Consider the following 19,615-nt stretch of genomic DNA (forward strand, 5'->3'; position numbering starts at 1 on the left):
CGTTACCGCACCCGCTGCCACAGGGACGGCATGCCGTCCGGCGGCCAGGCTCCCTGCGCCTGGTGGGTCTGCAGGCACTGGTAGCGGACGCCCGCGTGGCTGACCGTGTCGCCGGCCTCGTAGACGCGACCGGACCGCCAGGCGTCGGCCGCGTTGTCCTGCGGGCCCTGGGCGCCGGACTGGGAGGACGCGGTCTTCAGGGTGAGGCCGAAGTCGCTCAGGATGGGGTTGACCGGCTGGAAGAAGGTGGTTCCGCCGCTGGTGCAGTCGCCCGAGCCGCCGGAGGTGGTGCCCTGGGCCTGTGCGCCCGAGACGAACGGGCCACCGGAGTCGCCCGGTTCGGAGCACACGTTGGTGCGGGTCAGGCCGGTGACGGTGCCCTCCTCGTAGTCGACCGTGGCACCGAGCTGCTGGATGGTGCCGCAGTGCCAGCCGGAGGTGGAGCCGGAGCGGCACACGGACGCGCCGACGAGCGCCTGGACCGAGCCGGCGATCTGCGCCCTGTTGCCGCCCTGCCCCTTGTAGTCGGGCGTGGCGGTCCAGTCGCTGTTGACGGCCACCCAGGACATGTCCTTGCCGGGGAAGGTGGACGCCTGGAAGGTGCCCTGGTCGGCCCTGTTGTACCCGGTGGTCTTCGAGCCGGGCCTGCCGCAGTGGCCCGCGCTGACGAAGCCCTGCTGGTCGCCCTTGGTGACCGAGAAGCCGACGGAGCAGCGGGCGTTGTCGTCGATGTAGTAGGCGTCGCCGCCGACGACGTCCGCGCGCAGCTTCGGCCGCTCCGCCGACACCCGGACGACCACACCCCGCGCTTCGAGACCGGCGGCCTTGAGGAAGGCGGTGGCCGCCGACTTCTTGGTGGCCTGGAGTACGACCCGGTTCGCGGGCACGTCGACGTACCAGACCGGGGTGTTGTGGGAACGGCGGTGCCCGGCGGTCGCGTCCAGCCTCTCCTTGAGGGCCTGCAAGGTGCTGAGCGGTGTGGTGACGACCGCGGCCTTGGCGCCCTGCGCCTCGATGGCGGCGACGTCCGCCGCGTGCGTGGTGGCGACGGTCAGTTCGGCGGAGGTCGCTCCGCGCACCCAGGCGCCGGCGAAGTGCCCGCCCAGTGCGTTGCGCAGGCGGCCCGCGCGGGTGCCGGCCTCGGTCTCGTTGGTCAGCCTGGCCTTCGCCTGCTGCCGTGTCAGACCCAGGTCGCGTTGCATCGCCTGCAGCATCCGGGCGGACGGCCGGACGGTGTCCAGGGTGCGGGCGGCGATGCTGGCGGGGCCCGGCGCGGGTGGTGGCGGGGCCGCGGCTGCGGACGGGGCCGTGGTGAGTACGAGTGCGCCGAGCGCGGTCAGGGCGGCGCGGCGCGCGCCCACAGCATGTCTGGCGACCATGCGGTGTGCCTCCTTCTGAAGAGGGGTGGGACAGTGGCGAATCCGTAGGCGGCCTTGCCGCAAAGGCCCGGAACGATGTCAAAGGCGGCGGTCTTTCGCGCTTTGGGGGACGCCGGGGGTGGCATGTGCAGTACTGGCCCGTCGCCGCGCGCATGCCCTGCGCGCGGCGGGGGTGTCATGGTGGGGTCATGTGCTGGAGTGCGACGGCCGATCTTGTCGCGGGAACGGGGATCGCCTGCATCGGTGTGGCCTGTGTGACGCGGGCGCGGCGCGTCGGGGAGCTCCCGCTGGCCGCGCTGCCACTGCTGCTCGGGGTCCATCAGCTGATCGAGGCCCGGGTGTGGCAGGACGGCGGCGGCAGCGGACCGGCCACCGTCGCCTGGGCCGTGATCGCGTTTCCCCTACTGGCGTTGTGGGTGCCCCTGGCCGTGGTGTGCGCCGAGCCGCGCCCGGTCCGGGCCCGGCTCGCGATCCCCGCGCTGGCCGGTCTGGCGACCGGCGCCGTGCTGACGTACGTCATCGCCACCCGCACGGTCCGGGCCGAGATCCGCGGGCACACCGTCGGCTATGTCATCGGACTGCCGCACGGACAGCTGCTCGTCGCGGGTTATCTGCTCGCCACCGTCGGCGCGTTGCTGCTCTCCGGCGACCTCCGGGTGCGCGTGCTGGGGCTGCTGGCCGGCGCGGGTGCGCTGGTCTGCTGGGCCTTGTGGCGGCTGGAGTTCGTCTCGACCTGGTGCGCGTTCGCGGCGGTGTGCTCGGTGGTGGTGTTCTGGTGGGCGGGGAGCCGGCGGGGTGGCGTCGACGTCGTGAAGTACTGACGCCCCGAGCAGGGGCTCCGCCTCACACCGCCCGCGCCACGAGCAGCGCCACGTCGTCGTGGTCCTCGGGGTGGCGCAGGCCGTGGAGGAGGAGGTCGCAGGTCTCCTCCAGGGGGCGCAGTGGTTCGTCGAGGAAGCCGAGCATGGCGCTCAGGCGGTCGTCGATGGAGTGGTGCCGGGTCTCGACGAGACCGTCGGTGTACAGGATGAGCAGTTCACCGGGGTCGAGCCGGGTCGTGGTGGCCTCGAAGGGGACGCCGCCGACACCGAGCGGGGCGCCGGTGGGCAGGTCGAGCAGTGCGGGGGAGTGGCCCGGTCCGGCGAGCGCGGGCGGCATATGGCCGGCGTTGGCGATCTGGCACCGGTGGGTGCGGGGGTCGTAGACCGCGTAGAGGCAGGTGACGATGTAGTGCTCCAGATCGCAGGTGATCTTGTCGAGGTGCTGGAGCACCGCGCTCGGGGGGAGGTCGAGGTCGGCGTAGGCGCAGGTGGCGGTGCGCAGGCGGCCCATGGTGGCGGCGGCGTCGATGCCGTTGCCCATGACGTCGCCGACGACCAGGGCCGTCTTGTCGTCGCTGAGCGGGATGACGTCGTACCAGTCGCCGCCGACCTCGCTGGTGGCCTGGGCGGGCTGGTAGCGGGAGGCGAGTTCGAGCCCCGCGTGTGCGGGCGGGTGGTCGGGCAGCAGACTGCGCTGCAGGGTGAGGGCGGTGTTGCGCACGCTCTGGAACCAGCGGGCGTTGTCGATGGCCACGGCCGCGCGCCCGGCCAGTTCGCAGGCGAGCACGACGTCGTCCTCGTCGAAGGGGAGCGGATTGCGGGTGCGCTTGAGGTCGAGGGCACCGAGCACCTCGCCATGGGCGATCAGCGGCACCGCGAGATACGAGTGCACGCCGGCCCGCGCCAGCAGCGACCCCGCCTCGGCGTCCCGGGCGATCCGCGGCAGGTCCTGGTCGCCGACATGGCGCACCAGAACCGGCCGTCCGGAGTGCACGCACAGCGTGACCAGGCGGTCCCCGTCGTAGGCCGCGAGCCCGCCCGGCGGATCGGCGGCCCGCAGCGCCACCGTCGGATGGGCCGCCTTGAGCGCCAGCGAACGGAACAGCTCCGGGCCGTCGTCCGGTCTGCGCGAGCGCCGGCAGGCCAGCGCCGAGTCGAGGACGTCCACGGCGACCACGTCGGCGAGCTGCGGGACGGTGATCTCGGCCAGTTCCCGGGCGGTCTCCTCCACCTCCAGCGTGGTGCCGACCCGTACCGAGGCGTCCGCGATGAGGGCGAGCCGGCGCCGGGCCCGGTCGGCCTCGGCGGCCGCGCGGTGCCGCTCGGTGACGTCGACGACCGAGGTGGCCGCGCCCAGGACGCGGCCGCCGGGGTCCTCCAGCCGGTAGAAGGACAGCGACCAGGCGTGCTCGTGCTCGGGGTCGGCCGGGGGGCGGCCCACGTGGTACTGGTCGAGCAGCGGGGTGCCGGTGGTCAGCACCTGACGCAGCGCGGACTCGATGGTGTGGATGTCGGGCAACGGCAGGGCCTCGCGCAGCGTGCGGCCCACGTGGTCCTCGGCGGGGATGCCGTCGATCCGGGCCAGCGCCGGGTTGACCAGGAGATACCGCAGGTCGGGGTCGAGCAGGGCCAGACCGATCGGGGACTGGTTGATCAGCCGCTCGCACAGGGCCAGGTCGGTCTCCACGCGCTGGAGCAGATTGTGGTCGGCGGCGAGCCCGAGGGCGTAGACGTCCCCGAGATCGTCCTGGAGCCGCATGTTGCGGAACTCCATCAGCCGGGAGCTGCCGTCCTTGTGCCGGATGGGGAAGGCGCCCGCCCAGCTGCGGCCGGTCTGCAGCACCTCCGTGAACAGGTTGACCACGGCCTTCACATGCTCGGGATGGATGAACAGCCTCGCCGCGTACGTCCCCAACGCCTCATGCGCGGTGTACCCGAACAACTCCTCGGCCTGCGGCGTCCAGAAGACGATGCGCCCGTCGGCATCCAGCACCACCGCAGACACACTCAACACATCCAACAGCCCGGTGGGCCGCGCGTCCGGCTCCGACCGGACGGAAGGGGATGCCTGAACTCCCTCGGGGTCGTATCCGACCCGCCCCGGATCGGACCTGCTCGATTCCGGCGGGACTCGATCGGGTCGGACCGAATCGGGTTCGGAGGGATGAGGCTCGGGGGAATCGGGCTGGAAGGAATGTGCCGCCATCGCGCGACCACCTCCACCTGTGGCCCTTCCATGCTGCCCCCGCCTCGCGCCGGGCGGAAGCGGAAGCAGAAGGGGAGGCGGTCGGGGACCGGTTTCGCCGGAGCCGTGCGCATTGGGCGGACAAGCAGGACCATGGTGCTGTAAAGGACGGAATGCTATGGCACCCAAGGATCCCGCGCGTGACACCTCCGCCGGTCCTGCGCCCGCGGCAGCGCCCCCGCGCGACTTTCTCGACGCGTCCTCGGACGCCGCGGCGATCGTGTCCGGCGAGGGCGTGGTGCTCGGCTGGACCCGTGGAGCCGAGGTCCTCCTCGGCCGCCCGGCGTCCGAGATGGTCGGCGCCCCGGCCGCGCGGGTGGTGGCGATGTCCCGGGACCCGGCGCGCGTGGCCGGGGTGGTCGAGCGGTGCCGCGCCGGTATGGGATGGAACGGCGTGATCACGCTGCGGCGCAGCGACGGCCGGGCCGTGGATGTCGACCTGCGGGTCTCCGCGTCGTTCCGGGTCGGCGACGACGAGTGCTTCCTGCTGTCCGGGCGGGAGCGGCGACCGCAGTGGACGGTGGGCCAGACCGTACTCGACGGCTTCCTCACCCGCTCCCCGATCGGCATGGCAGTGCTCGACCTGGAGCTGCGCTACCTGTGGCTCAACGACACCCTGGAACGCTTCGGCGGCATACCCCGTGAACAGCGGCTGGGACGCCGGCTGAGCGAGCTGCTGCCCGGTCTGCAGGCGACCACCATAGAGAGCCTGATGCGCAAGGTCCTGGAGACCGGGGTCCCGGTCACCGACTACGAGTACCTGGGCTGGAGCTGGGCCGATCCGCACCGCCAGCGCGCCTACTCCACGTCCTTCTTCCCCCTGCTGGACGCCGCCGACACCACCACCGGGGTCTGCTACATGGTCCAGGACGTCACCGAACGGTGGACCGCCCGCCGGCTGCTGATGCTGGTCAACGAGGCCGGGACCTGCATCGGCACGAGCCTGGACGTGCTGGGCACGGCCCAGGAACTCGCCGACTTCGCGGTACCCCGCTTCGCGGACTTCGTCGTCGTGGATCTCCTGGAGCCCGTCCTGAGCACCGAAGGGCACGGCGCCTGGCTGACGGACGCAGGCCCCGCCCCCGTACGGCCGCTGCTGCGCCGCGCCGGGATGAGCTCGGTGCGCGAGGGCTGCCCGGAGGCCGTGGCGCAGGTCGGGGAAACGGCCGGCTTCCTCCCTCCCCCGCACGGCCTGAACCTGCTCGTCGAGGGCGAGCCGATCCTGCTGCCCGTCCTCGACCCGTCCGACGACCTGTGGGCGGCGGCGGAGCCGGAGCGGGCGGAACGGATCCGCCGGTTCGGACTGCACTCCCTCATCTCCGTGCCGATGCGGGCCCGCAACACCGCCCTCGGCGTCACCACCTTCATCCGTTCCCTCAACCCCATCTCCTTCCAGCCCGACGACGTCCTGCTGGCCCGGGAACTGGTGGCGCGGGCGGCACTGTGCGTCGACAACGCCCGCCGCTACACCCGTGAGCACACGGCGGCGATCACCCTGCAGCGCAGCCTGCTGCCGCAGGCCCTCACCGGTGGTACGGCGCTGGAGGTGGCCTCCGCCTATCTGCCCGCGGATCCGTCGGGCGGCGTGGGCGGCGACTGGTTCGACGTGATCCCCTTGTCCGGGGCGCGCGTCGGGCTCGTCGTGGGCGATGTGGTCGGGCACGGCATCACCGCCGCGGCGACGATGGGACGGCTGCGCACCGCGGTGCAGACCCTCGCCGACATGGAGCTGCCTCCCGACGAGCTGCTGGCCCATCTCGACGACCTCGTGCTGCGGCTGAGCGGGGAGAAGACCGACGACGAGGCGGCACAGCGCAGCTCGGCCTCCTTCCTCGGGGCGACCTGCCTCTACGCCGTCTACGACCCCGTCACCGCACGGTGCACGATGGCCCGGGCTGGGCACCCACCCCCGATCGTCGTCGCACCGGATGGACACGTGTCTTTCCCAGAACCCCCGGCCGGGCCCCCGCTGGGGCTGGGTGGAATGGCCTTCGAGGCCACCGAGATCGAGCTCGCGGAGAACAGCGTGCTCGGCCTCTACACCGACGGCATCGTCGAGGGAGCCGACGGCGACATGGAGCGGGGCATGTCCCGGCTCGGCGACCTGCTGTCCCGGTCCGACGCCGACCTCGCCGCCCTGTGCACCTCCGCGGTGGAGCAGCTGGTGCCCGTGCCGCAGCCCGACGACATCGCCCTGCTGCTGGCGCGCACGCACCGCCTGGGTGCCGACCAGGTCGCCTCCTGGGACGTGCCCCTGGACCCGTCCGCCGTGGCCGAGATCCGGTCCCGGGCCACCCGGCAGGTGGCGGCGTGGGGACTGGGCGACGACCTGGCCATGACGACGGAACTCGTGGTGAGCGAACTGGTCACCAACGCGATCCGCTACGCCGAGCCGCCCATCCGGCTACGGCTGATCCGTGATGCCCATTTGACCTGCGAGGTCGCCGATGCCAGCAGTACGGCACCGCGTCTGCGGCACGCACGCAGCACGGACGAGGGCGGTCGCGGCCTCTTCCTCGTGGCCCAGCTGACCGAACGCTGGGGCGCCCGCTACACGGCCGACGGAAAGATCATCTGGGCCGAGCAGGAGATCCCGGCCCCGGCTTCGTAGCCCCCGACCTGGGCGCCTCTCGGCCGTCTCGTCGGCTCCCCGACAGCGTCTCGCCGACTCCTTGACAGGGGGTGGGTGCGCCCCCAGACTGGCGTTGCGTTAAGCGCACGTCGTTGCATATTACGCATCCGTGTCGAGGTGATCATGAGGATTCCCGCGTGCTCTCTGGCCGATCTGCCGCAAGGCGAATCGATCCGGCTCGAGTGCGAACCCCCCGTCGCCGTGTTCCACACCGATGACGGTGAGCTCTACGCGATCGACGACACCTGCACCCACCAGGACGCCTCGCTCTCGGACGGCTGGCTGGAGGGCTGCGAGGTCGAATGCCCCCTGCACGCCTCGAAGTTCGACCTGCGCACCGGCGCGGTGGACGCCCCGCCGGCCCGGCTGCCGGTCCGCACCCACCAGGTCCTCGTCGAGAACGGCATGCTCTACGTCGAACTGTCCGACGCCCTGCCGAATCTCCCGCCGACCTGCGTCGCGGCCCGGCTCGGAGCGGTGGCGACCTGACTCCCCGCCGAGGCGGTCGTCCCCGGCGCCGCCACGGCGGCCTCAGCCCAGGTGGCCCATCCTGCTGCTGATCTCCTGCGCGCCACTGACCAGGGTGGGCGCCAGCTCGTGCATCCGCGCCTCCGTGAAGCGGTAGGCCGGCCCGGAGGCGCTGAGGGCCGCGATGACCTCGCCGTCGCGGGAGCGGATCGGGGCCGCCATGGCGTGCAGGCCGATCTCGAGCTCCTCCAGGGTGATCGCGTAGCCGCGTTCCCGTGTCCGGGCGAGGTCCCTGTCCAGCTTCGTCCTGGCCGTCAGGGTGTTGGGCGTCAGCTTCTGCAGTCCGGAGCCCGCGAGCACCGCGGAGCGCGCCTCCTCCGAGAGGTGCGCCAGCAGGATCTTGCCGCTGGACGTGGCGTACGGCGGGGTCAGCTGACCGACCCAGTTGTGCGTGCCGACCGCGCCCGGACCGCGTACCTGGCAGAGGTTGACCGCGTAATGCTCCTGCAGCACCGCGATGTTGACGGTCTCGCCGAACTCCTCCGCGAGCCGCTCGCACACCGGCCTGCCCTGCTGGGTGATGTCGAGCCGCCCCGTCACCGCCCCCGCCAGACGCACGATCCCGAAGCCGAGCCGGTACTTGCCCCGCTCCGTCGCCTGCTCCACCAGGCCGCGCGCCTCCAGCGCCCCGAGCAGACGGAACGCCGTCGACTTGTGCACGTCGATCTCCGCGGCCACCTCGCTCACCCCGGCCTCCCCGCGCTGGGCGAGGATCTCCAGGACACTGACGGCACGGTCGACGGACTGCACCCCGCTCCCCGCGGGCCCCGTTGTTTCGCCGGCTGCAGTGTGGTTGCTCATAGCGCAACTATACGACCCGGCCGACCGGCCGGGAGGTGCGGGGGAGACCCGTGGTGAGGCCGCGGGGACGCTATCGCGCCACAGTGAGGTCCCTCAACCCTTGGAGGGGTGTCCCGGGCGGGACCGTGTCCGGCAAACTCGGGACATTTCGCGCCGCACCGTGATGTCCTCGGAGTCGGGGGCGAGCGGGAGGCGGGCCGAGGTGGGACGTGCGGAGTGGCCGATGGGGGGCCTGGCCCGGTTCGCCGTGCGCCGCCACCCTCCGCGGCGACGTCGTCCCGCCGTACGGCCGAGGCTGGACCTGCTGGAGCCGTGGGAGCAGGAGGCCGGCGAGGAGGCGGTGCGCGCCCATGTCCTGCCCAGGGTGGGCGGGTTGCCGTACCGGCCACGGCGATTCGAGGAGGCGCCCGCAGGGGCGTCGGCGGCGCTGCGGGAGGCCGTCGGTGCCGCCGGTCCCAGGGACCTCTTCGTCGCTCCCGCCCAGAGCCGGCCGGGGCGTCTCGGGCGCCAGGGACTGCAGATCCTGACTCCGGTGCGCGTGCTCGGGTTCGGGCCCGGCGGGGTGGCGCTGTGGGTCGGCGCGCCCGCCGAACCCGGGGTACGGGCGGTCCTGCGCCCGCAGCGGGTGGCCGTGATCGAGACCGCGCAGATCCTGCTCCAGGCCCGTCTGACGATCCACGCGGCCGACGTGCGCCTGAACCTCCACTACAGCGCCGTCGGCGAGCAGGCCCTGCGTCCCCTGGTGGCGTCCCTGCGGCGCCGCGCCGCCGACCTCGGCATGAGCCTGCCCGCCGCCTCCCTCTCCGGTGCGGGGCTGCCGTACAAGTGGCGGCGACTGCTCGCAGCGGACCTGGCGCTCCTGAGCGACGGCGATCCGGTCGCCGCCGTCGCGGGGGCGCTGCCCGTGCCCCGGCGCACGGAGGCGGCGTACGCGGTCGTCGTGCTGACACCCCGTGAACTCGTCGTCCGCACCGACCCGGTCTCCGGCCACGCGGCCGGTGGCCGTCACGGCGTGCACACGTACTTCGTCCCACGAGCGCGGATCGAGCGGGTGCGCGCCGACGGCCCGGTCGGCCTTCGCATCCGCGTCGGCGGTGCCGACCTCCGACTGCCCCTGGGCGAGGACCTGTCCGCCCGTGTCGTCGACGCCTTCGCACAGCATCTGCCCGTGGTGCCCTGACGGGATTCCGTGCGGCGCGTTCGCCGGCGGCCGGTGTCACGCCAGCGACAGGAACAGCTTCTCCAGACGGGCCCGCATCTGCTCGGCGTCCTCGCCGTTCTTGCGGCCGGACTCGACATCGGTGACGCACTGCTGCAGACCGGTGGCGATGATGGCGAACCCCGCCCGGTCCAGTGCTCGTGAGGCCGCGGCGAGCTGGGTGATGACGTCCTCGCAGTCGCGTCCCTCCTCGATCATCCGGATCACCCCGGAGATCTGACCCTGAGCGCGACGCAGCCGGTTCAGGACCGACTTCAGCTCCGCACCCGCGAGCTCCATGTCCACGACCACACCTCCATCGATCCATACCCCTGGGGGTACTGTACTGCTCGTGCGCCCGACCGCGTTTGGCGCGGCCATTCACTGCACAGGACACACCCATGACCGATCAGCGCGGGCCAGTGGCCACTTCCCAAGGTCAAGTGGACCTACAGACACGGGAGTTGGAGGACGCGGAGAAGCCCGGGCACGGACCCGAGTCCACGACCGTCGTGGTGATCGGCGCGGGCCCGGCCGGGCTGACGGTGGCCAATCTGCTGCAGCGCAGCGGGATCCCGTGCGTGGTGCTGGAGCGCCGCACCCGGGAGTACGTGGCACAGCGCCAGCGCGCCGGCATCGTCGAGACCCGTGCGGTGCGGATGTTCGACGACTGGGGTCTCGCCGACCGCGTCCTCGGCGGAGTCCCCTACGACGGCCTCCTGGAGATAAGGGTGGACGGCGAGAGCCACTTGGTCTCCGACGACGACGGCACGGACGGCCCGCCGGCCCGGCTCTGCCCCCAGCAGGTGCTGGTGCAGAAGCTCACCGCCGCCTACCTCGCCGACGGCGGCGACCTGCGCTTCGAGGCCGCCGACATCTCGCTGCACGAGCTGACCGGCGACACCCCGACCGTCCGTTACCGCACTCCCGAGGGCACCGTGCGCACGATCACCTGCAGCTACGTCGCGGGCTGCGACGGCGACCACGGCATCAGCCGCACGGCCGTCCCGGACGGAGTCCTCACCGCCCACACGCTCGACCACGGCATCGGCTGGCTCGCGGTCCTCGCCGACGCCCCGGCCCCGGCCCGGCCCCTCCTGGCCGTCAGCCCGCACGGCTTCGCCGCCCACTTCCCGCGCGGCCCGCACACCAGCCGCTACTACCTCCAGTGCCTGCCCGACGACCACCCCGACGCCTGGCCGGACACCCGCGTCTGGGAAGCGCTGCGGACACGGCTCGACGACCCGGACCTCGTTTCCGGACCCATCACCGACCGTGAGACCTTCCGGCTCCGCAGCCTCGTCCACGACCCCATGCAGTACGGCCGTCTCTTCCTGGTCGGCGACTCCGCGCACATCGTCTCCCCGATGGGCGGCAAGGGCATGAACCTCGCCCTCTACGACGCCGACGTCTTCGTCCGGGCGGTCAGGGACCACGTCCGCGACAAGGACGAGTCGGGCCTGCGCGGTTACTCGCACAGATGCCTGCGCCGCGTCTGGAACGACCAGGAGTTCTCGCACTGGATGACCCGGACACTGCACGACGCCGGCGACGCCACCGACGCCGGACCCTTCCACCGCAACCTGGCCCGCGCCCGCCTCGACCGGCTCTTCACCTCCTCGAACGCGGCCCGCGCCTTCGCGGAACTGATGACGGGAATGGACCCGGCGTAGACCGTCACACTTTCCCGCCGCGCTCCGTCAGCGAAGTGACCTGCCCCCGATCGGATCGGACGGCGCGATGCTGACCAACGTCATGTATGTGACCCTCTACGTCACCGACCAGGACCGCGCGCTGCGGTTCTACACGGAACAACTCGGCCTGGAGACCCGTATCGACCACACGGGCCCCGACGGACGCTTCCTGACCGTGGCCGTGCCCGGCAGCCCCCTCGAATTCGTCCTCTGGTCGCACGCCGGCGCCGCGGGACAGCCGGCCGGCGAACGGTCCGGCCCCGTCCCCGGCGTGGTCTTCCTCGAATCGGACGACCTGCGCAAGGACTTCACCCTCCTCCGCGACCGCGGCGTCCCCTTCGACAAGCCCGAACCGGAGGACTACGCCTTCGGCGTCCGCATCGAGGCCACGGACCCGGACGGCAACCGGATCTCACTGCGCCAGCGCAACCGGGCGGCCGGCACGGGGAGTTGACGGACGAGACGGGGTGATGGCGGCTTTTGGGGGTGACTGGGCCTGACCGGACAGGCTGTGTCCGGTCAGCCGGTCAGCCCTTTGGTGGGGCGGAACGGGCGGAACGGGCGGCCCGGTGGCGGCGTACCGCGTCGCGGTTGGCGCAGCGTTGGGAGCAGTAGCGCTGCCGCCCGGTGCGTGAGGTGTCGGCGAAGATCGTGGTGCACTCGGTCACGTCGCAGCGCCGCAGACGGTGCATGCCGCGGCCCGTCAGATGCAGGGCCGTGCCCACCGAGATCAGCGACAGCAGCAGCCTGCCGAGCGGCTGATGGTCGTCGCGGTAGTGCACATGCCAGCCGGTTGCGGCGTGGTTGGTCAACCGCGGGTATGCGGTGGCCGACGCCAGCATGGCGTTGAGCAGCGCCGCCCGCTCGTGCTCGTCGGTCGCGTCCACCACCTTCTCCCATGCGTCCAGTGCCTCCACCGCCTGCGCCAGGTCCTGCGCGGTGGCCGGGCGGTCCAGCACCAGACCGGCGGCACGGCAGCGATCGGCGAGCTCTGCGGCGTCCGCAGGGCGCCGGTTGGCCAGGTCGGCGGCCAGGTTCACGGCATCCTCGCCGTAAGGGTTGAGATGCATAAGACCATTACAGCAGTCTGATGGACATGTCACAACGCATCGCAACCGCCACTGCCGTACGACGGGCCGCGGAGTACGACCTCGTAGAACTCCTGCGCCTGCGGGCCCTGCTCTTCGACGACCTCGCGGGTGACTTCTTCAACCCCGCGACAGATGACGGCAGTTGGCTGGACGCCCTCGCGGTGGTGCTGAAGGACCAGCTGACGGCGGACGATGTACGCATCCTCGTCGTGGACGCGGACGGCGGCCGAGCCGGCGACCAGGGTGGGGGACTCGCGGCCTGCGGCATCGGCACGATCGAGCAGCGGCTGCCCGGACCGCATCTGCCCAACGGCCGGATCGGACAGGTGATCGGCGTGGTCACCGACCCGGCCCACCGGCGGCGCGGACACAGCCGTGCCGTCATGCGGGGCCTGCTCGACTGGTTCCAGGAGCGCGAGGTCGCCCGCGTCGACCTCCATGCCTCCCCCGAGGGCGAACCCCTCTACCGTGCCCTCGGCTTCACCGCCCACCCCGACCCCTCGCTCTACTGGCGCCCGTGCTGAGCCGGCTCCTTACTCCGAGGGTGTAATTCTCGGCGAATCAGGCGCGTTGAGCTTGACCATGCTCGTTTAATGGCGCGCCTATGACTTCCCGTCGAACGGCCGGGCCAACTGGCGGCCGTAGCTACCCCATCCGGTGACTTATGGAGGTCGCGGCGTTATTCGGGCGTCCGATTTCCAGATTATTCCACTATCCGGCTCTTGGTACTGACCAGCGGTCAGAAGCCCTGAACCAAGTCGAGGAGAGTGGAAGTAATGACGACATCGCCGAGATGGCGATCAGTTCTGGCGTCGGCCACCATGGTGGCCGCGTTCGCCACAACCCCGCTGGTGACCCCGGCAATCGCCCACACTCAGGACGACGCGACCCCGCATCCGTATCCAGGACAGGCGAACCCTTCAAAGGCGCTGTTCCAGGCACGCAACGCAGGCCCGGAGGACCAGCCCAAGCCAGAGGGTTCGACACACCATGCCAAGCCCGAGGGTTCGACACACCACGCCAAGCCAGAGGGTTCGACACACCACGCCAAGCCTGAGGATTCGGGACAGCACGCCAAGCCCGGGCACGGGGGACAGCACGCCAAGCCTGAGCATTCGGGACAGCACGCCAAGCCCGGGAACGGGGGACAGCACGCCAAGCCCGAACATTCGGGACAGTACGCAAAGCCGGGGCACTCGGGACAGCACGGTAAACCCGACCACTCGGACCACCCCGGAAAGCCGGCGCATTCGGACCACCCGGCGAAGCCGGAACACCCGGTCAAGCCGGGCCACCCGGTCAAGCCCGAGCACCCGGTCAAGCCCGAGCACCCTTCGTACCCGGCGAAGCCGGAGCACCCGAAGCATCCCGTAAAGCCCGAATACCCCGCTCATCCGGTCAAGCCCGAGTACCCGGCCCATCCGGTCAAGCCTGAATACCCGGCGCACCCCGTGAAGCCGGAGTATCCGTCGAAGCCCGTTTATCCGGCGAAGCCTGTGCTGCCCGCCCACCCGGAGAAGCCGGTGCACCCGGTGAAGCCGAAGATGCCTGCCATGCCGGTGAAGCCGGCGTATCCCGTCAGGCCGGAAATGCCTGTCTACCCGGTGAAGCTCACCTATCCGGTGAAGCCGGCATATCCCGTCAAGCCGGAGATGCCTGCCTACCCCGTCAAGCCTGTATTGCCTGCGTACCCGGTAAAGCCTGCGATGCCCGCTTACCCGGTCAAGCCGGAGAAGCCCGCACTCCCGTCGAAGCCGGCCATGCCCGCGTATCCGGTGAAGCCTGCGATGCCGGCTTATCCCGTGAAGCCGGTCAAGCCTGCGCTGCCTGCCTATCCGGTGAAGCCTGCTTACCCCACGCGGCCAGAAACGCCGACCAAGCCTGCGATGCCGGTGAAGCCCGCGTACCCGGTGAAGCCTGCCATGCCGGTAAAGCCCGCGTATCCCGAGAAGCCCGCGATGCCGGTGAAACCCGCGTACCCCGAGAAGCCCGCGATGCCGGTCAAGCCGACGTATCCGCAGAAGCCCGCGATGCCCGAGAAGCCCGCGTACCCGGCCAAGCCCGTGAAGCCGGCCATGCCCGTCAAGCCTGCGTACCCGGAGAAGCCGGTCATGCCCGCGAAGCCGGTGAAGCCTGCGTATCCGGAGAAGCCGGTCATGCCCGCGAAGCCGGTGAAGCCTGCGTATCCGGAGAAGCCGGCCATGCCCGCGAAGCCGGTGAAGCCTGCGTATCCGGAGAAGCCGGCCATGCCTGCCAAGCCGGAGAAGCCCGCTTACCCGGCCAAGCCCGAGAAGCCCGCCTACCCCGAAAAGCCGGCGGCGCCCGCCTACCCTGCGCACCCGGTCAAGCCCGCGTACCCCGAGAAGCCCGCGCACCCGGACAAGCCCGCTCTGCCGATGAAGCCGGACTACCCGGAGCACCCGGCCAAGCCTGACTACCCGGCGCACCCGGCCAAGCCGGACATGCCCGCGCACCCGATGAAGCCGGACATGCCCTCCCACCCCATGAAGCCGGACATGCCCTCCCACCCCATGAAGCCGGACATGCCCTCCCACCCCATGAAGCCGGACACCCCCTCCCACCCGTCCAAGCCGTCGATGCACTCGAAGTAGCGACGTCTGCGACGCAGAAAGCCGCCGCCCCGTGAGCGCCTCGCCGTGCTCGTCGGCGCGGTGGTGACAGCCGAGTCAACAAGGTGAAGCAGGATGACCGTGCACAGGGCGCCTGACAGGGCGGACAGCCAATACCCCGTCAGGCGCCCTGCGGTGTTGTCCCGTGGTCCGCGTGGCCGGTTGACGCCGGTGGTCCAGTCGTTCCCCGTGGGGAGTCGGACCCGGACAACCGGGGTAGTCGTGTCCCCGATGGACATGTACTCGCCCGCCTCCTCCCGGGAGCCGACGAAGGACGACGCTCCCGTCGGCCGCTCCCGCCGGGCCCCGTCCCATGAGCCGCCCCATGGCTGCTGAGCCGACGGGCGGCGCCCGCGCCGTGTACCGCTGCCGCGTGGAGTGGTGGGACACCGACGCCTCGGGCCACTACCACAACGCGGCGATCGGACGGTTCGTGGAGGCGGCCGAGGCGGCGCTGGTCCGCGAGCGCGGAGTGATCGGCTATTTCGGTGCGGCACCGCGAGTGCGCTACGAGGTCGGCTTCGCCTCCCCGCTGTGGTTCGGGCAGGAGGTGACGACCACGCTCACCGTGGAGCGCATCGGCACGTCCTCGATGACGTTCGGGTTCGAGGTGTGGGGCGAGGAGCACGAGGGCCGTCCGCGCGGGCTCGCGGCGTCGGGACGCTATACGGTCGTACATGTGCCGCTGGGGGACGAGCGCGTCAGCACTCCCTGGCCCGAGGAGTGGATCAAGGCGCTGACCACGGAATCCGGATGACGTTCCGGTGCGAGAGCGGCCGAGACCAGCGGCATGGAGTGAACCATCATGAACCGGCGGACCGAGCACGCATCACGGCACAACACCCGTGAGATCGAGGAGAGCATCCACACCGACCTGCACCGACAGACCACGTACAGCGGCTACCTCCGGCTCGACCGGCTGCTGTCCGCGCAGCAGCCGTTGAGCGATCCGCCGCACCACGACGAGCTGCTGTTCATCATCCAGCACCAGACCTCCGAACTGTGGTTCAAGCTCGTCATCCACGAACTGCGCGAGGCGATGCGCCGGCTGGCCGCGGACGACCTTCAGCCGGCCCTCAAGTCCCTCGCCCGCGTCAAGCACATCCAGCACCAAATCGTCGACCAGTGGGCGGTGTTGGCCACCCTGACCCCGAGCGAGTACGCCCAGTTCCGGGGCGCACTCGGACAGGCCTCGGGCTTCCAGTCGGCGCAGTACCGCGTCGTGGAGTTCCTGCTCGGCAACAAGAACGCCCGTATGACCGAGGTCTTCGCCCATGACCCGCAGGCACGCGCGGCCCTGGAGGAGGCCCTCGAACTGCCCACGCTCTACGACGAGTTCCTCCGCTACCTTGCCCGCGCGGGCCATCCGGTCCCCGACGACCTGCTGAAGCGGGACGTCACCCAGGCCCACGCCTTCCACGACGGCCTGCTGCCCGTGCTGAAGGAGATCTACGAGCACCCCGAGGACCACTGGGGCGCGTACGAGACCTGCGAGGAGCTGGTCGACATCGAGGAGAGCTTCCAGCTCTGGCGCTTCCGCCACCTCAAGGTCGTCACCCGCGTCATCGGCTTCAAACGCGGCACCGGCGGCTCCAGCGGGGTCTCCTTCCTCCAGGCCGCCCTGGACCTGTCCTTCTTCCCCGAGCTCCTCGCGATCCGCACCGAACTCGGCTGACCGGACCGGTCCGCGGTACCCCGAGGAGGGCACGGCGGGCCCGGTCCGGCTGTTCGGCCCCGTGCTAACGTGATTCGTTTCCAGCGTCGTCGTGCCGGTGCCCAGTTCGGGTGGGTTCCTGGCCGGTGGCCGCGTCCCCGCCGCGCCTTCCTCGGTACGGTCCCTTCGGAGGAAGGCCTTCTGTGAGCGAACCAGCACGTGCCCATGCCCGGCAGCAAGACACGTCCGACTCGTCGGGGTCTTCGGGCACGACCGCGGCGCCGCCCGCGGTCGCGTCCTTCGCGGAGCTGGGGCTGCCGCCCGCGATCCTGCGCGTCCTCGACGAGCACGGTGTGACGGTGCCCTTCCCCGTCCAGGCGGCGGCGCTGCCCAACGCGCTCGCGGGACGAGACGTCCTGGGCCGGGGCCGTACGGGATCGGGCAAGACGCTCGCCTTCGGCCTGGGGATGCTCGCCCGTACGGCCGGTCGGCGCGCACAGCCCAAGGAGCCGCTGGCGCTCGTTCTGGTGCCCACCCGGGAGCTCGCGCAACAGGTCGGTGAGGCGCTCACGCCGTACGCCGAGGCGCTGCGGCTGCGGCTCGCGACCGTGGTGGGCGGGGTGTCCATCGGACGGCAGGCGGCCGCGCTGCGGGACGGCGCCGAGATCGTCGTCGCCACGCCCGGACGGCTGCACGACCTCGTCGACCGCAAGGGCTGCAGGCTGGGGAGGGTGCGCATCACGGTTCTGGACGAGGCCGACCAGATGTGTGACATGGGCTTTCTGCCGCAGGTCACCGAGATCCTGGACCAGGTGCGTCCCGAGGGGCAGCGGATGCTGTTCTCCGCCACCCTCGACCGCGACGTCGACCAGCTGGTGCGGCGCTATCTGCGCGACCCCGCCGTGCACTCCGTGGACCCCTCGTCCAGTGCCGTTCCGGCGATCGAGCACCACGTCCTCGTCGTGCACGGCCCGGACCGGTACGCCGTGACCACCGAGATCGCCGCCCGCGACGGCCGCGTCCTGCTGTTCCTGGACACCAAGCACGCCGTCGACCAGCTCACCCGGCATCTGCGGGCCAATGGCGTGGCCGCCGCCGCCCTGCACAGCGGCAAGGCCCAGCCGCAGCGCACACGGACCCTGGCCCAGTTCAGGAACGGGCAGGTCACCGCGCTGGTGGCCACGAACGTCGCCGCACGCGGCCTGCACATCGACGACCTCGACCTCGTGGTCAACGTCGATCCGGCCACCGACCCGAAGGACTACCTGCACCGCGCCGGCCGCACGGCCCGGGCCGGCCGCTCCGGCACCGTCGTGACCCTCGTCCTCTCAGGACAGCGCCGGGAGACGAGCCAGGTCATGGCGGACGCCGGTGTCGCCCCCAAGGTCACCAAAGTGCGTTCCGGCGAGGCGGAGTTGAGCCGGATCCCCGGCGCCAGAGCCCCCTCCGGGCAGCCGCTCGACGGCGGTCCTGCCGCACCGCGCACCAAGAACCACAACGCCCCGTTCCGCGGTCTGGGCAGCAGCAAGGACGGTACGAAGGGCGCATCCGGCGGCAGGTCGTCCCGTAAGAGCAGCGAGGCCCGCAAGCTCGCGGAGGCCCGCAGGGCGGCCCGGGTACGACGCGGCGGCTGACCGGACTGCCCCGCGCGGCCTTCGTCCATGCCGCCGTGCGTCTATGCCGCCGTGGGCGGCTGCGGGGAGCGGAGTACGAGCAGGGTGATCTCGCTGGGGGCGAAGACGCGGAACGGCGGGCCCCAGAAGCCGGTGCCGCGGCTGGTGTAGAGCAGGGTGCGGGTGCCGTGGTGGCTGAGGCCCGCGAGGGCGGGCTGGTCGATGCGGACCAGGAAATGGAAGGGCCAGATCTGGCCGCCGTGGGTGTGGCCGGAGAGCTGGAGGTCGACGCCGTGGGCCGCCGCCCGGTCGACGAACTTGGGCTGATGCGCCAGGAGCAGGACGGGCAGATCGGGGTCGGCGCCGTCCAGCGCTCCTGCCAGATGGGCGCGGTGGCCCTCCAGGCCGGAGGACTCGGCGGTGACGTCGTCCACCCCGGCCACCACGAGGGTGTCGCCGCCGCGTTCGAGCAGCAGGTGGCTGTTGCGCAGCGGCTGCCAGCCCAGCTCGTCCATCAGGTCGACCCAGCCCTGCGCCTCGCTGTAGTACTCGTGGTTGCCGGTGACGTACACCCGGGCCCGGGTGGCCCGTACCGTACCGAGCGGGGCGGCCTGGGCGCGGCGGCGTTCGGCCGTGCCGTCCGCGATGTCGCCGGTGTGGCAGACGAGGTCCGCTTCGAGGGTGTCGACCGTCTCGCACACCCGCGCCGACCAGCGGGCGCGATCGAGCGGGCCGTAGTGGGTGTCGGTGATCAGGGCGACGCGGGTGCCGTCCAACCCGGCACCGAGCCGCGGGAGTTGCACGTCGAGCCGACGCACGCGCGGCACGCGACGGGCCTCGGCGTACCCCCAGGCGAGCAGCGCCGCACTCACGCCGAGGACGGCCCAGGCGACGATCCGGGCCCGGTCCTGGCCGTGGCCGACGCCCGCCACGGTCAGGGCGAGCCGCAGGACGACGCCGAGCAGAACGGACCACGTGAACAGGACCCAACTGCTGCCCAGCAGGGTGTCACCGATGATCGCCGCCCAGTCCTGCTGCCGACGGCCGTGGCCGCGGGCCATGGCGAGCGGCATTCCGACGAGGCCGAGGACGAACAGGGCGGTGCCGACCAGCGTGACGGGCAGCGGCCAGTGCTGGCCGCCGTAGAGGAGCACCCAGCAGGGCACGGCCCACAGCAGGACGGGGGCGATCATGGGGATGTAGCGCAGCAGGCGATGCAGTCGGCTTCGCCGCGGCGCCGGCGCCTCACCCTCCGCGGTCCGTGTGTCGCTGGTGTCGGTCACGCTTCCCCTCCCTGACCGGGCTGCCGTCTCGCGCACTGTATCCGGT

At 71.5% G+C, this 19,615-nt stretch carries 17 protein-coding genes; 11 read left to right on the top strand and 6 right to left on the bottom strand.

Annotated elements, in window-relative coordinates; translation table 11 throughout:
• Positions 1-2 precede the first annotated feature (2 nt).
• A complete protein-coding gene (locus MQN93_RS23290; protein WP_242711118.1) occupies positions 3-1,379 on the bottom strand; it encodes a carbohydrate-binding protein in 1,377 nt (458 codons plus the stop codon).
• Between the two features lie 188 nt (positions 1,380-1,567).
• On the opposite strand from MQN93_RS23290, the gene MQN93_RS23295 reads away from it, so the two are divergent.
• Positions 1,568-2,200, top strand: a complete 633-nt coding sequence (locus MQN93_RS23295; RefSeq protein ID WP_242711119.1) for a DUF6629 family protein — start codon at positions 1,568-1,570, stop codon at positions 2,198-2,200.
• A gap of 22 nt (positions 2,201-2,222) precedes the next feature.
• Here the strand turns inward: MQN93_RS23295 and MQN93_RS23300 are convergent, their stop codons facing one another.
• Complete coding sequence (locus MQN93_RS23300; protein WP_242711120.1) at positions 2,223-4,406, bottom strand: SpoIIE family protein phosphatase; 2,184 nt, start codon at positions 4,404-4,406, stop codon at positions 2,223-2,225.
• Between the two features lie 157 nt (positions 4,407-4,563).
• On the opposite strand from MQN93_RS23300, the gene MQN93_RS23305 reads away from it, so the two are divergent.
• Together MQN93_RS23305 and MQN93_RS23310 are read left to right on the top strand one after the other, a co-directional pair.
• Positions 4,564-7,056: a SpoIIE family protein phosphatase gene (locus MQN93_RS23305; RefSeq protein WP_242711121.1), complete on the top strand. Its 2,493-nt coding sequence runs from the start codon at positions 4,564-4,566 to the stop codon at positions 7,054-7,056.
• Positions 7,057-7,200: 144 nt separating this feature from the next.
• Positions 7,201-7,566 carry a bifunctional 3-phenylpropionate/cinnamic acid dioxygenase ferredoxin subunit gene (locus tag MQN93_RS23310; RefSeq protein ID WP_016433842.1) on the top strand — a complete coding sequence of 122 codons (366 nt, stop codon included), beginning with the start codon at positions 7,201-7,203 and terminating at the stop codon, positions 7,564-7,566.
• 42 nt (positions 7,567-7,608) lie between these two features.
• Here MQN93_RS23310 and MQN93_RS23315 read toward each other — a convergent pair whose 3' ends face one another.
• Complete coding sequence (locus MQN93_RS23315) at positions 7,609-8,406, bottom strand: IclR family transcriptional regulator (protein ID WP_078516580.1); 798 nt, start codon at positions 8,404-8,406, stop codon at positions 7,609-7,611.
• A 223-nt stretch (positions 8,407-8,629) separates the two neighbouring features.
• Between MQN93_RS23315 and MQN93_RS23320 the strand changes: the two genes are divergently transcribed.
• Positions 8,630-9,586, top strand: coding sequence for a hypothetical protein (locus tag MQN93_RS23320; RefSeq protein WP_242711122.1), 957 nt, complete (start codon positions 8,630-8,632; stop codon positions 9,584-9,586).
• Between the two features lie 36 nt (positions 9,587-9,622).
• Here MQN93_RS23320 and MQN93_RS23325 read toward each other — a convergent pair whose 3' ends face one another.
• A complete protein-coding gene (locus MQN93_RS23325) occupies positions 9,623-9,910 on the bottom strand; it encodes a metal-sensitive transcriptional regulator (protein WP_016433839.1) in 288 nt (95 codons plus the stop codon).
• 95 nt (positions 9,911-10,005) lie between these two features.
• On the opposite strand from MQN93_RS23325, the gene MQN93_RS23330 reads away from it, so the two are divergent.
• Positions 10,006-11,277, top strand: a complete 1,272-nt coding sequence (locus MQN93_RS23330) for a 4-hydroxybenzoate 3-monooxygenase (protein ID WP_242711123.1) — start codon at positions 10,006-10,008, stop codon at positions 11,275-11,277.
• Between the two features lie 67 nt (positions 11,278-11,344).
• Entirely contained in the window at positions 11,345-11,752 is a 408-nt protein-coding gene (locus MQN93_RS23335) for a VOC family protein (protein ID WP_242711124.1), read from the top strand.
• A 73-nt stretch (positions 11,753-11,825) separates the two neighbouring features.
• On the opposite strand, the gene MQN93_RS23340 is transcribed toward MQN93_RS23335, so the two are convergent.
• Positions 11,826-12,368: a CGNR zinc finger domain-containing protein gene (locus MQN93_RS23340; protein ID WP_242711125.1), complete on the bottom strand. Its 543-nt coding sequence runs from the start codon at positions 12,366-12,368 to the stop codon at positions 11,826-11,828.
• Positions 12,369-12,388: 20 nt separating this feature from the next.
• Between MQN93_RS23340 and MQN93_RS23345 the strand changes: the two genes are divergently transcribed.
• The 5 genes from MQN93_RS23345 to MQN93_RS23365 all read left to right on the top strand — a co-directional run bounded on the left by MQN93_RS23345 (position 12,389) and on the right by MQN93_RS23365 (position 18,307).
• Complete coding sequence (locus tag MQN93_RS23345) at positions 12,389-12,913, top strand: GNAT family N-acetyltransferase (protein WP_242711126.1); 525 nt, start codon at positions 12,389-12,391, stop codon at positions 12,911-12,913.
• Between the two features lie 297 nt (positions 12,914-13,210).
• Positions 13,211-15,001 (top strand): hypothetical protein, encoded by a 1,791-nt coding sequence (locus tag MQN93_RS23350; RefSeq protein WP_242711127.1) that lies wholly within the window; start codon positions 13,211-13,213, stop codon positions 14,999-15,001.
• Positions 15,002-15,344: 343 nt separating this feature from the next.
• Positions 15,345-15,776 (top strand): acyl-CoA thioesterase, encoded by a 432-nt coding sequence (locus MQN93_RS23355; protein ID WP_242711128.1) that lies wholly within the window; start codon positions 15,345-15,347, stop codon positions 15,774-15,776.
• A 48-nt stretch (positions 15,777-15,824) separates the two neighbouring features.
• Positions 15,825-16,694 (top strand): tryptophan 2,3-dioxygenase, encoded by an 870-nt coding sequence (locus tag MQN93_RS23360; protein WP_242711129.1) that lies wholly within the window; start codon positions 15,825-15,827, stop codon positions 16,692-16,694.
• A 182-nt stretch (positions 16,695-16,876) separates the two neighbouring features.
• Positions 16,877-18,307, top strand: a complete 1,431-nt coding sequence (locus tag MQN93_RS23365; protein WP_242711130.1) for a DEAD/DEAH box helicase — start codon at positions 16,877-16,879, stop codon at positions 18,305-18,307.
• Between the two features lie 41 nt (positions 18,308-18,348).
• Here the strand turns inward: MQN93_RS23365 and MQN93_RS23370 are convergent, their stop codons facing one another.
• Entirely contained in the window at positions 18,349-19,569 is a 1,221-nt protein-coding gene (locus MQN93_RS23370; RefSeq protein WP_242711131.1) for a metallophosphoesterase, read from the bottom strand.
• Between the last annotated feature and the right edge of the window lie 46 nt (positions 19,570-19,615).

It is taken from the genome of Streptomyces spinosisporus (genome assembly GCF_022698145.1).
Lineage (GTDB): Bacteria > Actinomycetota > Actinomycetes > Streptomycetales > Streptomycetaceae > Streptomyces > Streptomyces spinosisporus.

Coding starts and splice junctions, on each gene's coding strand:
- MQN93_RS23300 (WP_242711120.1), bottom strand. CDS start 4,406: ATGGCGGCACATTCCTTCCAGCCCGATTCCCCCGAGCCTCATCCCTCC.
- MQN93_RS23335 (WP_242711124.1), top strand. CDS start 11,345: ATGCTGACCAACGTCATGTATGTGACCCTCTACGTCACCGACCAGGAC.
- MQN93_RS23295 (WP_242711119.1), top strand. CDS start 1,568: ATGTGCTGGAGTGCGACGGCCGATCTTGTCGCGGGAACGGGGATCGCC.
- MQN93_RS23310 (WP_016433842.1), top strand. CDS start 7,201: ATGAGGATTCCCGCGTGCTCTCTGGCCGATCTGCCGCAAGGCGAATCG.
- MQN93_RS23345 (WP_242711126.1), top strand. CDS start 12,389: ATGGACATGTCACAACGCATCGCAACCGCCACTGCCGTACGACGGGCC.
- MQN93_RS23360 (WP_242711129.1), top strand. CDS start 15,825: ATGAACCGGCGGACCGAGCACGCATCACGGCACAACACCCGTGAGATC.
- MQN93_RS23290 (WP_242711118.1), bottom strand. CDS start 1,379: ATGGTCGCCAGACATGCTGTGGGCGCGCGCCGCGCCGCCCTGACCGCG.
- MQN93_RS23330 (WP_242711123.1), top strand. CDS start 10,006: ATGACCGATCAGCGCGGGCCAGTGGCCACTTCCCAAGGTCAAGTGGAC.
- MQN93_RS23350 (WP_242711127.1), top strand. CDS start 13,211: ATGGTGGCCGCGTTCGCCACAACCCCGCTGGTGACCCCGGCAATCGCC.
- MQN93_RS23305 (WP_242711121.1), top strand. CDS start 4,564: ATGGCACCCAAGGATCCCGCGCGTGACACCTCCGCCGGTCCTGCGCCC.
- MQN93_RS23315 (WP_078516580.1), bottom strand. CDS start 8,406: ATGAGCAACCACACTGCAGCCGGCGAAACAACGGGGCCCGCGGGGAGC.
- MQN93_RS23340 (WP_242711125.1), bottom strand. CDS start 12,368: ATGCATCTCAACCCTTACGGCGAGGATGCCGTGAACCTGGCCGCCGAC.
- MQN93_RS23355 (WP_242711128.1), top strand. CDS start 15,345: ATGGCTGCTGAGCCGACGGGCGGCGCCCGCGCCGTGTACCGCTGCCGC.
- MQN93_RS23320 (WP_242711122.1), top strand. CDS start 8,630: ATGGGGGGCCTGGCCCGGTTCGCCGTGCGCCGCCACCCTCCGCGGCGA.